Source organism: Lysinibacillus sp. GW823-FHT02G10, from assembly GCF_058797135.1.
Genome location: NZ_JBXAJI010000001.1, coordinates 1,378,961 through 1,393,270, shown reverse-complemented (window position 1 = coordinate 1,393,270; position 14,310 = coordinate 1,378,961). Strand labels below are relative to the sequence as shown.

Here is a 14,310-nt window from a genome sequence, read left to right as displayed (position 1 = left end):
GATGGTCATTTTCAAAGAAGTGCAGTGTAAGGGTTTTGATTTCTAAAAACGGAGCGGACCATTATGGTGATGCTCTTTTTTTATTAATAATCTCAATAACCATGGGGGTAAAAAGAAATGAATAAAACACAACATAAAATAGCAATCATTACGGGTGCAAGCCACCCTCAAGATATTGGAACAGCTATTTGTAGAAGACTGGCTATGGATGGTGTTAATGTTTTTTTCACACACTGGCATGCTGATCGTAAGTGGATAGGAGAATTCAAACAGGAAATTTTGAGTAAGGGTGTTTCATGTGAAGAATTGTCGATTGATTTATCAGATTCCCAAGCTCCAAAAACGATACTCCAAACGGTTTTCGAAAAACTAGGTGTACCTTCCATTTTAGTGAATAATGCTGCCCATTCAGCACAAGATGGTTATCTAGCATTAGATGCTCAAACATTAGACGAGCATTACGCGGTGAATATAAGGTCAACCCTACTACTTTGTGTGGAATTTGCACGTCTTTTTGAAAAAGCTAATTTAAACTCAGGGAGAATTATTAATATGACTTCTGGTCAAGATTTAGGTCCTATGATGGGAGAGCTAGCCTATGTGGCAACGAAAGGGGCAATTTCAGCCTTTACTAGATCATTAGCACAGGAGCTAGCACCGCTGGGCATTACCGTCAATGCTGTCAATCCAGGGCCAACAGATTCTACATGGATGAATGATGAGATTAGAAGTTATCTGTTACCCAAATTTCCAATGGGGCGGATTGGGACACCAGTGGATGTGGCCAAGGTGATTAGCTTTCTTGCTAGCGAGGAGGCTACATGGATAACTGGTCAAATAATCCACTCAGAGGGCGGATTTTTACGAGGATAATTGATTAAAAGCCTTGCTACAGTTGTGGCGAGGCTTTTCTACGTGCTTATATGTACGTAAAAAGGGTCACTCCCGAAATTGGAAATGACCAAGGTTTGTTAGGTGTGTTCGTTGGAGGAAAAAATCTTAAAGAACAGATACACTACTATTTTATTCGGTTAGTATAATAATTTATAGGCTTTAAACCAGTGACAGCGTATCTTCCTAAGGGCTTTATTTTTTCCCCACATCAACACTTTTATAGTCCTCCTACTTATGTATAGCAAGGCAAAAAGGTTGCTGTAGACCCACTCGATGTTGGGTTGTTATGATGATGATGTACGTAAGTGGGAGGTAAGTGAATTGGAAGCAGAAAGATATAATAATCTTAAATTAGGTGAACGTGGTGCCATTATCAGTATTATTGCTTATATAATTTTATCCATCATAAAAGTTGGCATTGGTTACTTGAGTGGTTCAGAAGCTTTAAAAGCGGATGGTTTGAATAATACGACAGATATTATTGCCTCTATTGCAGTACTTATTGGACTAAAGCTTTCACAAAAACCAGCAGATCATGATCATCGCTATGGTCATTGGAAAAGTGAAACCATTGCATCAATGGTCGCTTCATTTATTATGATGGCCGTTGGTATTCAAGTATTGGTCGGTGGGTTTTCTTCCATTTTTCAAGGTGGAAAAGAATCGCCGGATATGGTCGCAGCCTATGTAGGGATAGGATCAGCATTGGTGATGTATTTAGTCTATCGTTACAACAAACAATTGGCTAAAAAAATCAATAGTAAAGCCGTTATGGCTGCAGCTAAAGATAATTTGTCAGACGCTTGGGTAAGTATTGGAACCGCTGTAGGAATTTTAGGGTCACAACTACATATGCCTTGGTTAGATACGGGTACTGCGATTGTCGTAGGTTTCATCATTTGTAAAACAGCTTGGGAGATTTTCAAGGAAGCCTCTCATGAACTATCGGATGGATTTGATGAGAAAATTCTTCAAACATACAAAGAGATTATTTTAAAAATAGATGGCGTTAAAGGATTGAAAGAAATCAGAGGAAGAAATTATGGGAATAATGAGGTAATTGATGTCGTTATACTTGTAGATGCAAAGTTAGATATCACGAAAGCGCATGATGTTGCTTCGGTTGTTGAAAAAAATATGGTGGAAGAGCAAGGGGTTTATGAAGTGCATGTCCATGTAGAGCCTAAGGATGCATAGGGCAATTAAGTCCTAAAATGTAATATTCAGCTTCAAAAAATATACGAGGTAAGGAATGTCGCTATTGAAATACAAAAACAATTGCCTCTAGCTACTTAATGGCGTTGAAATGACTAATTTTAACCTTTAAAATTGGTGGTACGTGCAGGTTTTAGCCTTCATTGATAAAAAAATTCACTTTTCACTGGACTAATACGATTTTTTATCATATACTGTATGTAATAGAATCTTTCTTAAAGAAATAATAAATTCACATATTACAAAGAGTAATCGTGTTTTGTTAGTTACTTTTTGTAATATGTGAATTTTTTTCTTTGGAAGTAGTATGATTTTATTTAATAACATTATTGGAGGTCATTTAAATGACACAAGGTACAGTAAAATGGTTTAACGCAGAAAAAGGTTTTGGTTTCATCGAAGTAGAAGGCGGACAAGACGTATTCGCTCACTTCTCAGCTATCCAAGGTGAAGGTTTCAAATCACTTGAAGAAGGTCAAAAAGTTGAATTCACAGTTGAAGAAGGTCAACGTGGACCACAAGCTGCTAACATCGTTAAACTTTAATTTTTAAATGAAGAAAAACATTCTTAAATAGAGTGGTTTCAGTAGACAAAGTCGATTTTTTCGACTTTGTCTTTATTTTTTTTCTCATTACATTTCAAATCAAAATACATTTGTTACTTGCCTATTCTCGATGAAAGAAGTGAGGATATGAGGTTTTACCAAGAAGAATGTAAAAGCAACACGAGGGAGTTTGTTTAGTATGATCTGTTTACAAATCAAAACTACCTAAAATCATAAAATCTACAATCACGCCACTTACTGGATTTTCCGATCCTAATACATTAATTCCTAATACTGTCACACCACTAATATTTGTAATATTAGCAGAGACATATTTCCCACTAATATTCTTCTCTCTCATTTGAACTCTCGGTCTTAAGTTTATCGTTGGATTTGTCGAGTATACACTTGCAACTGCATAGTCAATAGTAGATAAAAGAGCATTGCCATTCGCTAATGCATTGTCTGTAAAATATAATGTGGCTATTCCATTTGCATCAGAGGTAGCTTGTCCATAAACGATGCGCTTTACTTTTTTTGGATTTGCATCTCCTGCTTTAAACACCTGCATGACAGTTGGGGCAAGTGTAATAAAATCAATGCTCATAGGCATTCTCCTTTGTTATTTTTAGCCCAAATTATGCTTGATATATTCTATGAACTGTTTGTTAGATTAGTACACTAAGCAACAAACTTCCTACATACATTCTTCTATGCAACAAAGTAAGTAGTAAAAAAGGGTCACCAGGGTGGAAGACGACCCTTTGATCATAGCATGAATATTTGAGGATAATAGAAGGTAATTATTAATGATATAAGAAAGTAGCACCAGCAATAATTAAAAGAATAAAGAGGACAACAATTAGAGCGAATGATAAATTATCATGCTTGCCATAGTTTGAACCGTAAACTTCATATCCCATATGAAAGTCCCTCCTTTCGAAAATCTAGAATATGTAAAGTATAGAAAGCTTCAGGCAAAATAATCTCCTTTAAAACGAGGTTTATATAAATGAATAAATATTTAAGGGTCACTCGGCTGAAAGTGACCCTAAGTAACAATTCGGGAGGTACATGTTAAACTAGATTAGCTTAACACTACTATTTATATGAAAAGTTAACTCATTGTGCATAGTTTATTGCCTTTAAAATAAAAATAAGACTATGACGGTCAACCAACGTCACAGCCTATGCGATACACTTATTAATAGTTTGTGTAAATACAGTCTATTTTTACATTCAAAAAGCCGCAGCGTCGACAAACGCTACAGCTAAAAGTATTTTAGTTATTCATATCCATCAGGCCAGGACTGTGTTCATTTGGCATCTCTGGCATAACAGGTACTGGGAATCCTTCTGGTGGAGGGGTCACATTTAATTCTCCACCATTTCTACTTGGAGTTTGTCCTTGAAAGATTTCCCCGATACGAGTTGGATCTAATCTAAAGTTAAATTGAGCATTGTGATAACCCATTTCAACAAACTTTCTACACTCTGGGTATTTGTTGATATCGTAGTTCGGTACAGGGAATAATTTTCCCCAATCTACCCCTAAAGTTTCTAATGCTTTGGCAAATGCATTTTGATGAGCATTGTCACGAACAATTAGAAAAGCAAGTGTTTCTCTAAATGTCTGATTAGAGCTCATCTCATATATACGTGTCTTTTGAAGTACACCCGTTGACTCCAATACTAAATTATCCAATAAATCTGCAATAAGGTTTCCATGTGCATAAACCCACGAACCATTCCAGGGATTACCTGCTGCATCTACAGGCAAAGATGATTGTGCACCCACAATATAATGGTGTGGATTGGCATGTTTAACTGCCTCATCTAAAGGTGCTTGGTCCATGCCGTTATTTCCAGGAGCAGAGGATTCCCCAGAATCATTTAGTAATTGGTTGATTGTATTTTGTACAAGTTCAACGTGTGCAATTTCTTCTAAGAAAACACCCCGTAATAAATCACGATATTGGGTTTCTTTGCCTCTAAAATTAGAGCTTTGAAAAAAGTACTGCATCATGGTTCTCATTTCACCATAATGACCACCAAGTATTTCTTGCATTACTCGTGCTGCTTGAGGATCTGGTTTGTCAGGTTTAATAATGTTTATCAATTCTTCTTTATAATAATACATTTACTTTCCTCAATTCGGGGGAATAGTCTTTATTTTTCAGGATAATTAACATGTAATGGCGGTGGTACAAGCCAGCCTTTATTTTTGTTTAAACGTAAAAGTTTTGCACCAAGTTGAGCTTTAGCCATATGGAATTGCCCAAACATTAATGCGATGTCTTCACGAGTAGAAGTACCCATTGCCTGACTACATGCAACTAATCCAGCTGCTAGGTCAGCACTTAGAGCAGCGCTTATTTCTGGATCATTAAACTTTGCACCTGGAGGAATATCTTCCAGTCTTGCTACAGGTCTCTCGGGTGATGCAGGAGGTAGTGCAATCCCGTTTGTTTTTAGAATTTTTTCTAATTGCTTTACTTCTTCCCTGCATGTTTCGATGATATCTTCAATAATTTTTTTAAGATCTTCATCACCAGCATGATTATAAAACGTTTGATAGCCAGAAATCATGCCATAGTCTGCAATTAAACCCGACCAAACACTAAATACCTCACCATAATGCAACGGTTCATCTTTTGGATTTCCACCAAGAATACCCATCTGTACACATCCTTTTCTTATTTTTCGCCATTAAAGCCATGTTAGTATGGCTGAAAAAATAAGTAAAATTCACTTTTAATAAAATTTTTATTGCTAAAAATCAAAAGAAGCCACAGAGAAAGAAATCTCTGCAGCTCTTTAAGTAGTGAGACACTACGCACTTATAGAATGGATGTTTTTTGTTTAGTTATACGTTTAATGTAGCTTTGAAAAAGTGAAAAGTATAGATTTTCTTAAGAAAGGCCACTTTAAAGCATATTGGAGGTGAGTGTTTTGACAAAAGAAAAGCAAAAGAATGAAGTAGAGCAAGAAGAAATAGCAATGGAATTTAATCCTGAAGAATTAGAAGCAGTAAAAGAGGAACAAGAGCAAAAGAAAGAACAGTCCTTCAATAAAAAAGAAAAGAAGTAAGAAGGTAAGTATGCCATCATCAATGGTTATGGCATTTCCATAAAGGTTATGCTTGAACCTCCAATGACTTAATTGAAAGAAGATGATTTAAAATGGACAAGAATTTGAATTACGGGGAAGATTATAAATTTATCCCAGCAACTTCTGTTGGAAGCGGTGTAGGTATAGACATATTACCTGATTTATATCAATATACGATTCAAATTGTAAATATTGTACTTTATGGTGAACCGCAGATGAAAGATTTTGTGCTAATAGATGCGGGGATGCCCAAAAGTGCGGATGAGATCATTTCAGTTGTTGAAGAACGTTATGGTTCTAAGTCTCGACCGAAGGCAATCATACTGACTCACGGTCATTTTGATCATGTCGGAGGAATCATAGAATTAATAGAGCGGTGGGATGTTCCTGTCTATGCGCATACATTGGAAATACCCTTTTTATCTGGAAAACAAAATTATCCCGAGCCTGATCCAACGGTAAATAACGGCTTGGTTGCTAAAATGTCACCTATTTTTCCAAATGAAGCTATAAATTTAGGTGGTAACCTCAAAGTTTTACCTTCTGATGGTAGTGTTCCATTTATGGCAGGTTTCAGATGGATTCATACGCCTGGCCATTCACCAGGGCATATATCTTTATTCCGTGAGAAGGATAAGGTGCTTATTGCTGGAGATGCATTTGTTACGGTCAAGCAAGAATCTCTTTATAAGGTGATTACGCAGACAAAAGAAATCAGTGGTCCCCCTCAATATTTTACAACAGATTGGCTGGCTGCTCGAGCATCTATTGAAAAATTAGCAATACTAAAACCTTTAGTTGCCATCACAGGGCACGGATTACCAATGAAGGGCGAAGAACTGACAAGCAACCTAAAAAAACTTGTCGATGATTTTGAACAAATCGCACTACCCAAGCAGGGTAAATATTTAAATTAACCACGTAAGGAAAAAACAAAGAAAAAGCCGCAGCGTCGTCACACGCTACAGCCATTGTCTTGCCAATTTAGTCAGATGATTCATTATATCATAAATTATCAGATTGCAACTGCAGAATGAACATATTTGAATGACAAGACACAATGAGTGACCAGATTGTTAATAGGAGCCTGTTTTGATAATAGCTATCAAAACAGGCTCCTTCTTTGTATTTGAATGTCATAGATCATTTCATGGTATAAAATTTCCTTTTTAAAAAAGTGGTTGAACAAATTTTTTATTTGTGTATATAATGTTTATATAGTATATATACAATATAATAAATTTGTGGGGGGAATTGTTTAAGTGATAGGCACTGAAAAAGCGGATGAAAGTAATCTGTTAAAACGATGGATCATCACTATTGGTATATTTTTAATTGTTCAATTGATCTTTATCGCGGTCGATGGCACTGCTCTTGAGCCGAACATGAACGATAGTAATAATTTAGTTGCCAGAATGGGAAGATGGATTTTGGATTCGAGGCTTTTCACCGAATGGATAACGCCTTATTCCTTTCCTTTTTTTAATATGTTCATCACAATCCATGTTATTGCTATACTGATTGCAGCACTAGGGAATATTATTTCAACGATATTCTCAAAAAAATAAAGAAGAGGGATTGGCATGCAAATAATTATTTCGAACAGTTCAAAGGAGCCAATTTATGAACAAATTACGAATCAAATTAAATCACTTATTTTAGCAGGTGAACTACAGGAGGGCACTGCAATACCTTCCATGCGTAACCTCGCAAAGGATTTACAAATTAGTGTAATAACGACAAAACGGGCTTATGAAGAATTGGAGAAGGCGGGCTTTATCTATTCCATTGTTGGCAAAGGATCTTTTGTAGCGGAGCAAAATTTGGAGGTTATACGGGAAAAGAAGCTGAAGGTTATTGAGGAACAACTGAGTGCGGTCATTGCGAATAGCAGAGAAATAGGCCTGTCACTTGATGAGCTAAAGGAATTATTGAAGATTTTATACGAGGAGTGAAAGGGATGGAAAATGTAGTCGAATTAAAGAATGTCACAAAGAGGTTCAAGGGCTTTTCCGTAAATCATATAAATTTACAGGTAAAGCGAGGCTTTGTAACGGGTTTCATTGGAGCAAATGGAGCTGGTAAGTCTACAACGATAAAAACGATGATGAATCTATTAAGGCCAGATGCTGGAGAAGTAAAGCTTTTCGGATTAGACTACAAGACGCATGAGAAGGAGATTAAGCAGCGCATTGGGTTTGTATACGATGGCAATATATTTTTTGAAGGGTTGAACTTAAAAGATATAAAACGTATAGTTGCACCTGCTTACAAACGCTGGGACGATACAATATTTTATCAATATGTAGAACAATTCGAATTACCACTTAACAAAGCAATAAAAACATTTTCTAAAGGGATGCAAATGAAGGCTTCATTAGCAATAGCCCTCTCACATCATGCAGAGCTAATCATTATGGATGAGCCGACAGCAGGATTAGATCCCATTTTTAGACGGGAGCTGTTAGATCTATTACAGGAATTAATGGTTGATGGCAATCGCACTATTTTCTTTTCTACGCACATTACAACTGATTTAGATCGTATCGCAGATTACATAGCTTTTATACAGAAAGGGGAATTAGTATTTAATCAATCTATACACGATGTAGCTGAAAACTATGCGCTCGTTAAAGGTGAGTTGAATCTACTTGATAGAGACACTGAAAAAGCATTTGTCCATGTTCATCGTGCATCCACAGGATTTGAAGCATTAACGGATAATATTAAAGCAGCGAAAAATATTTTTGGAGACACAGTTATTATTGAACGTGCCTCTCTGGAAGATATCATGTATTACTTTAAAGGAGGCATCCATCATGCTTAATTTAATTAAACGCGATGTCATACTACAGAAAAGGCAGCTATTACTTTTTATTCCTTTTATCTTAGTTTTTATTTTGTTGGGGGCACCACCCATTTTAATTTTTCTGGTCGCCAGTATTTTTATTCCCTTTAACACATATGCATACGATGAAAAAGTTGAGACGAATATATTATTAAACTCCTTGCCATACACACGTACAGAAATTATCGCATCCCGCTATCTTGGAGCGATTGTCTATATGATTTTATCCATAGGTGTTACAAGTCTAGCGCTGCTAGCTTTCAATAAACATTTTACGGTATCTGACATTGCCATTGGTAGTGGCTTATTCTTACTATTTGCTGCGTTGACCTTCCCATTATTTCAGATATTTAAACAGGGTTATATTACAACGGTTATACTTATTAGCTTTATCCTCTTAACTTGGATTTCAAGACCGATTGCATTGTATATGAATGAACACTTAACAACAATTATTGATTTTGTTGATAATACATCCGTTACGGTTTTATATACAGGGGCGACGTTTTTTATTATGCTAATCTATATTATTTCTTGGGGGATTACACATATTATTTATCAACGAAAAGCCTTCTGATTGTGTGCTTTTGTTTACTTCTAGCAAGGAAAGTGGTCAATTTTAGAATGGTGCCCACTTGATAAAATATCATTTGGAACTAAATGTAAGATGGATTTAAATGTCTTTATGCAAAAATGAATGAAGTAAAAAGGTTATGTTGCTTAATATAAGGGAAAGAATGAAAGCCTCCATATGCCTACAAATCGACATATTTAGGCATGTTTACTTAGTATTTCGAAAGTTGTTTTATAGTAATATTTGGTATATAGTCTGTAGGAGGTTTTATATGCCTGATTTATTACTCGTTCTTTTTTTATTTAACTTTTCTTTATTTCTTTTGCACGAAATGGATGCAATAAGATGCTCTGAGTGGCGATTGTTTATAATACTTAAAGATATGGAAGATTCAAAGGCTTATAAAGTATTCACTTTTATTCACCTGTTTCTATACGTATTAATCCTTTCCTTACTTTTCAGTCAGTATCAAACCATCATTTTTTGGGTCCTTGATCTATTCTTTATCATTCATGCAATCCTGCATTTATTTTTTGAAAGGCATCCTCGAAATGAATTTAAAAATAGGTTTTCAAGATCCATTATTTATCCAATGGGGGTCCTTTCTGTCATACATTTAGTATTATTAATTAATATTTCGACTTAATTGTATTATAAAGGAAGATTTCAGCTAGTAATTTGCAGAAAATTATTCCAATTTGTTGGTTTTCTGCTTATTATAAAGATGGAGGTGATTATCAGATGTATAGTAATACGGCAAATATGTTGAAGCAAACGAACAATCTTATCAATGCATTGAAAAAATTGAAGCAAAATCTATCTTTTGTGAAATTGTATATTAATAGCGATAGAATACTGGCTATCTATTTTTTAAGTAATGCGTATAGTGATTTTAATTTATTTAAAACAATTTATTTATCTGTAACACCTGGTGATCAAACGATTGATAAGTTTTTACAGGAGTATGAAAAATTCTTTGTAGAAGTGAATAAATACTTAGAGGTCTTTAATGATGATAGCGTTGTCGAGGATAGACTTCATAAGGAAGTTTTGTTTGCGATTAATGAATTAGAAAGATATTTGTTAAATCTGTTAGATGTGTATAGATAAAAAGTTAGACATTCCTTATTTCTGAGGGGTGTCTTTTATTTTAAAGAAGCTCCTTAGATTAAGCTTCTCTGGTTGTAGGGAGAAATGAATAAGAAATGTTAAGGGATAGGAGAAAAATATGATTAGAAAAATTGAAATGGGTTTGTTTGTAATTGGAGTAGTAATGGCTGTAATAGGTATGCCTTATTTATTGGGGTATTCAACGAATGAATGTTTAAAATATCCTCTCTATCTAGGGTTAATATTAATGGTTGCCACTATCCCTGTAACAATATCCAAAAGAAAGTAATCCATTGAGATTTAAATACTTGGTGTCTAGAGATTGTAGAGACACACTTGTGATATTGATCCTAAAGAGTAGTATTATTCATAAGTAACGAGTTATCTTGCTGATACGTACTATAAAAATGATTTTAAGTAATAGAAAATTAAACAGTCACAAAAGTATTAAACAAAAATGCTATCTTGCTTTGAAACCTAATTTTAAAGAGAGACAACACTAAATGATGAAGAAATAAATACATTGTTAAAATAACAAAATGAATGCAAGAAAATAAGAAGCTCCATATAACTAAAGAAATACTACTCAAATCGCCTGGATAACTTTCTGCAGCTGTAAATCGAATACCTCCCATAAAAAGCACAGTCACCGATTGGATACAATAAGTTAAGAAAAGTACGATTACAAAATAAACAATATACGATAAAGTAAGAAAAATGTCTTATGAACTATTCCAGTCTCCTCCAACAATAATGATATTAGTTAGTTGCACATTTCTAAAAGTAATGCTCCTTCCATTACGAAAAAGGAAAATATTACATATATAAAATTAGGTGAGACATTGTTAAGATTTGATAGGTAAAGTATTCGATGGAATTGGAATAGAAAGCTAGTTAGTCATTACAAACTTTAAAAAATGGTACATAGGTCTAAACTTAGGGACAATTAAAAAAGTAGTCAAAATAAAATATAGGAGCAGAAATGGCAGTCCTTACGTAATAAAGAAAGGAAAAACAGAGCTGATAATTGAGAATAGAGAAACTATTGTAGAGAAATTATCCGAACTTTTCTTAGTGCGACCATAGCTTTTAGAGGGTTTGTAAAAGGAAGGGAAGTATTTTATGAAAAATCAATTGATACGAATAATCGCTATCGCTCTACTTGGTGTGTGTGTATATATTAATATGTACGAAATAGATGAATTAGGGTTGATGCAATTTTTTGCATATGCTGGCTTATTAGGTTTTACTTTTGCGGTGGGTATTCCAATTATCTTTATTAAAAATAAGATTAGTTTATCCAAAAAATTTGGTTTGTTGTTTTTAAGCATGATTATCGCAGCAATAATTCCTTTATTGGGATTTGGAAATTTAAAATATATCCTTGAAGAACATTTAATGAATAAAGAGATGAATAAAGTTGTAAATCAATATAATGTAAATTTGCAAACTGATGAGGTGTTTTTAACCTTTCAAAATCATCTTCTCGTTGGAAAAAGAGATGATTTGTTTGGAAGTATAGACAAAACACTATTGGTTTATAATGCCGTAGGGAAAGAAACGAAAAGAATAAAAATAACGGAATTAGCAAAAGCAGCCGTTCCTTATCTGCCCCTTACTGATAAAGAAAAGGAAACAACTTATTTTGATGGTATGAAGACACAAGGAAATACATATGACCTTTGGGAAAAAATAGATGATAACGACATACAACTATTTTTTAGATACGTTACAACGGAAGTTTCTGAGGATTATCAACCTGAACCAGATATGCCAGCCGATGCAAAGGACATAAAGTTCCATTATGATATCACCTATTCACCGGTTTTAGATGAGAACGGGGAATTTGTTTTTAGTTCGGATACTTTCCATTTATATAAAAGCAACGACTCAATTCGAGTTAGCTACAAAGCTTCGGGCATTGAAGCGATTGTTGCTCCAAATACTGCAGTGTTAGTGAACGAAATCAAGTAAAGATTACATACATTGCTAACAAAAGTACAACATGAAGCCAGTAGAGTGTTAGCGGCAAATCCAAAAACGGTATTAGGATGAATATACTAAGTAACAACAAAGCCTAGGTACTCAAATTAATGTTGAGCCTGGGCATTTTTTACGTGATTTATTTATCTAACGAACGTGTTGTTTTCGAAATTTCAAATAAATGAATGACCACAACCTAATAAAGTGGTAAAGTATAGAAAAAGTGAATGGAGAATTATGTAATGGAAAAACTGAAGAAGGTTGAATTAAAACATTTTTCAAGTGAATATATGCAAGGACTGAACGCTTTTGTACTTACTGAAGAGCAAAAACAATTTTCTGCACTGCCGAGTAATTTTGAGGAAATTAATGAAGGACAGCATCGCATTGTAATTCTAAGTGAAAATACACCTGTTGGTTTCTTTCTCCTAAATGCAAATGAACGAGTTAAGAAATATTCTACGAATAGAAATGCGATGCTATTATCTGCATTATCAATTAATCATACAGAACAAGGGAAGGGCTATGCAAAACAAGGAATGACATTACTAGTTGAGTTTGTTAAAGCAGAATTTCCAAATTGCGATGAAATTGTTTTAGTTGTAGACAAAGATAATATTCCAGCACAGAAACTATATGTAAAAGTAGGTTTTGAAGATACGAATGAAAGGCTAATAGGACGTATCGGCGAAGAAATAATCATGAGGCAATTCATAAAATAAAGTTAGACCACCATTGTCACCAGAGTTTATGCTACATTTTGTAGATGAACTCTGGTTTTATGTTTTGGGGAAATGTCGCATCCATTCTTGAAAAAGAGTTTCATCGATCAAAATTAGCAAAGAAAATTATTTAAAATATCCTGATTAAAAATACACCGGCTATCATCACCATTAAACCAATTATTTGTAATGGTTGAATTCGATTCTTTAGCGAGTTAAACAATCCGAATTGCTGTACCAGCAAGCTACCAGTGATTTGACCGAATAAAGCAAGAACTACAGTTTGGCCATTTCCAATTTGATTGACAAGAAATACATTGATGAGAACATAAGATCCTCCTAAGATCCCGCCAATCCATATCCACCAAGGAGCAGCTTGTTTAAAAGGCTCTTTAATACTTGTGTAAGATCGATCCTTTAACCCAACAATTATAATCAAGGTAATAGTACCAACAAAGAATGAAACAAGGGCAGCATGAGAAGAAGAATGAAGAACTTTTCCTAATTGTCCATTAACAGCGATTTGGATAGCTAGTAACATCCCTGCTAGAATCCCTACTATGCGCCAAATCCATAGATTCCGCACATTCTCCTTATTTGTTCGGGGAGAATACTGTTCATTTTTCTTGCTTCGTATAGCTGTAGCTAAAAGGACGCCTAGTAAGACTAGTAATATGCCAAAGATTCGATTCCATCCAAAGGAATATTGTGTTGCATTAAACCAGCCATTATGATCGATGAACATACTCATGAGAGTCATTCCAAAGATCGGTAGGATAGTTGTTTGCACACTTCCCAATTTAGGAAACAAGAGAATGTTAGTAGTTATCGCAATAGCGCCACCAATTCCCCCCAACCATATATAGATAGGTTGGTTCAACAATAAATCTAATGGAATCCCCAGTGATGAACCACTACTTACTAATGTAATAGTTAAGAAGATGACACCAACAGCGAAGGAAATCATTGAAGCTAAAAAAGGAGAAATCACAAACTTTCTTAATTGAGCATTAATGGCTGTTTGCACAGCAAGAATAGCTCCAATACTTATAGCCAAAAGTACTGCAAACATAAAAATTCATCACAACCTTTGTTGAAGAAAATGTAAAGAAAAAGAAATGTAAAACAACGCATGATTGATTATATCAAAGTACGTGTTGAATTTTATAAAATTAAGCACTGAACACTAAGTAAGAAATAGATTTTATTTATGATGTGGAACGTCACCAAACACATTAAGATAATGATAAAAAATCAGTTTCTCAAAAAAGAAATGATTTTTCATGTATAGAAGCGATTAAGAAATAG

19 protein-coding genes are annotated in these 14,310 nt (G+C 34.5%); 14 read left to right on the top strand and 5 right to left on the bottom strand.

All coding sequences use genetic code 11. The features are described 5' to 3' along the window. The first annotated feature begins 117 nt into the window (after positions 1-117). The 3 genes from AC1RFD_RS07250 (at position 118) to AC1RFD_RS07240 (ending at position 2,654) form a co-directional block, all read left to right on the top strand. Positions 118-873, top strand: a complete 756-nt coding sequence (locus AC1RFD_RS07250) for an SDR family oxidoreductase (RefSeq protein WP_112118529.1) — start codon at positions 118-120, stop codon at positions 871-873. Between the two features lie 342 nt (positions 874-1,215). Continuing rightward, positions 1,216-2,091 (top strand): cation diffusion facilitator family transporter, encoded by an 876-nt coding sequence (locus AC1RFD_RS07245; RefSeq protein ID WP_048392617.1) that lies wholly within the window; start codon positions 1,216-1,218, stop codon positions 2,089-2,091. A 362-nt stretch (positions 2,092-2,453) separates the two neighbouring features. Continuing rightward, on the top strand, positions 2,454-2,654 hold the full coding sequence (locus AC1RFD_RS07240; RefSeq protein WP_004225195.1) for a cold-shock protein: 201 nt from the start codon (positions 2,454-2,456) through the stop codon (positions 2,652-2,654). A 208-nt stretch (positions 2,655-2,862) separates the two neighbouring features. On the opposite strand, the gene AC1RFD_RS07235 is transcribed toward AC1RFD_RS07240, so the two are convergent. From AC1RFD_RS07235 to AC1RFD_RS07220, 4 genes are all read right to left on the bottom strand, one after another. Then, positions 2,863-3,261 (bottom strand): hypothetical protein, encoded by a 399-nt coding sequence (locus AC1RFD_RS07235; RefSeq protein WP_115673692.1) that lies wholly within the window; start codon positions 3,259-3,261, stop codon positions 2,863-2,865. A gap of 199 nt (positions 3,262-3,460) precedes the next feature. Beyond that, the gene (locus AC1RFD_RS07230; RefSeq protein ID WP_004225198.1) at positions 3,461-3,577 is read right to left on the bottom strand and encodes a YjcZ family sporulation protein; all 117 of its coding nucleotides are present in this window, start codon (positions 3,575-3,577) and stop codon (positions 3,461-3,463) included. A gap of 359 nt (positions 3,578-3,936) precedes the next feature. Then, complete coding sequence (locus AC1RFD_RS07225) at positions 3,937-4,794, bottom strand: manganese catalase family protein (RefSeq protein WP_269898388.1); 858 nt, start codon at positions 4,792-4,794, stop codon at positions 3,937-3,939. Between the two features lie 29 nt (positions 4,795-4,823). Further along, positions 4,824-5,333 carry a DUF3231 family protein gene (locus tag AC1RFD_RS07220; protein ID WP_048392625.1) on the bottom strand — a complete coding sequence of 170 codons (510 nt, stop codon included), beginning with the start codon at positions 5,331-5,333 and terminating at the stop codon, positions 4,824-4,826. A 273-nt stretch (positions 5,334-5,606) separates the two neighbouring features. Between AC1RFD_RS07220 and AC1RFD_RS07215 the strand changes: the two genes are divergently transcribed. From AC1RFD_RS07215 to AC1RFD_RS07165, 11 genes are all read left to right on the top strand, one after another. Next, the gene (locus AC1RFD_RS07215; RefSeq protein ID WP_492474699.1) at positions 5,607-5,744 is read left to right on the top strand and encodes a hypothetical protein; all 138 of its coding nucleotides are present in this window, start codon (positions 5,607-5,609) and stop codon (positions 5,742-5,744) included. A gap of 92 nt (positions 5,745-5,836) precedes the next feature. After that, on the top strand, positions 5,837-6,682 hold the full coding sequence (locus AC1RFD_RS07210) for an MBL fold metallo-hydrolase (RefSeq protein ID WP_492474698.1): 846 nt from the start codon (positions 5,837-5,839) through the stop codon (positions 6,680-6,682). Between the two features lie 345 nt (positions 6,683-7,027). Beyond that, entirely contained in the window at positions 7,028-7,333 is a 306-nt protein-coding gene (locus AC1RFD_RS07205) for a YfzA family protein (RefSeq protein ID WP_048392629.1), read from the top strand. 15 nt (positions 7,334-7,348) lie between these two features. Beyond that, entirely contained in the window at positions 7,349-7,720 is a 372-nt protein-coding gene (locus tag AC1RFD_RS07200) for a GntR family transcriptional regulator (RefSeq protein ID WP_004225203.1), read from the top strand. A 5-nt stretch (positions 7,721-7,725) separates the two neighbouring features. Further along, the gene (locus tag AC1RFD_RS07195) at positions 7,726-8,592 is read left to right on the top strand and encodes an ABC transporter ATP-binding protein (RefSeq protein ID WP_048392631.1); all 867 of its coding nucleotides are present in this window, start codon (positions 7,726-7,728) and stop codon (positions 8,590-8,592) included. Then, positions 8,585-9,190 (top strand): ABC-2 transporter permease, encoded by a 606-nt coding sequence (locus tag AC1RFD_RS07190; RefSeq protein ID WP_313869780.1) that lies wholly within the window; start codon positions 8,585-8,587, stop codon positions 9,188-9,190. The genes AC1RFD_RS07195 and AC1RFD_RS07190 overlap by 8 nt, the downstream gene beginning before the upstream one ends. A gap of 136 nt (positions 9,191-9,326) precedes the next feature. Then, a complete protein-coding gene (locus AC1RFD_RS07185; RefSeq protein WP_492474697.1) occupies positions 9,327-9,833 on the top strand; it encodes a DUF6713 family protein in 507 nt (168 codons plus the stop codon). 95 nt (positions 9,834-9,928) lie between these two features. Further along, the gene (locus AC1RFD_RS07180; protein ID WP_048392639.1) at positions 9,929-10,297 is read left to right on the top strand and encodes a hypothetical protein; all 369 of its coding nucleotides are present in this window, start codon (positions 9,929-9,931) and stop codon (positions 10,295-10,297) included. 118 nt (positions 10,298-10,415) lie between these two features. Continuing rightward, complete coding sequence (locus AC1RFD_RS07175; protein ID WP_175400743.1) at positions 10,416-10,586, top strand: hypothetical protein; 171 nt, start codon at positions 10,416-10,418, stop codon at positions 10,584-10,586. Positions 10,587-11,419: 833 nt separating this feature from the next. Beyond that, the gene (locus AC1RFD_RS07170) at positions 11,420-12,271 is read left to right on the top strand and encodes a hypothetical protein (RefSeq protein WP_269898392.1); all 852 of its coding nucleotides are present in this window, start codon (positions 11,420-11,422) and stop codon (positions 12,269-12,271) included. Between the two features lie 251 nt (positions 12,272-12,522). Beyond that, entirely contained in the window at positions 12,523-13,002 is a 480-nt protein-coding gene (locus AC1RFD_RS07165; protein ID WP_054550269.1) for a GNAT family N-acetyltransferase, read from the top strand. Positions 13,003-13,132: 130 nt separating this feature from the next. Here AC1RFD_RS07165 and AC1RFD_RS07160 read toward each other — a convergent pair whose 3' ends face one another. Further along, complete coding sequence (locus tag AC1RFD_RS07160) at positions 13,133-14,074, bottom strand: DMT family transporter (protein ID WP_492474696.1); 942 nt, start codon at positions 14,072-14,074, stop codon at positions 13,133-13,135. Positions 14,075-14,310 lie beyond the last annotated feature (236 nt).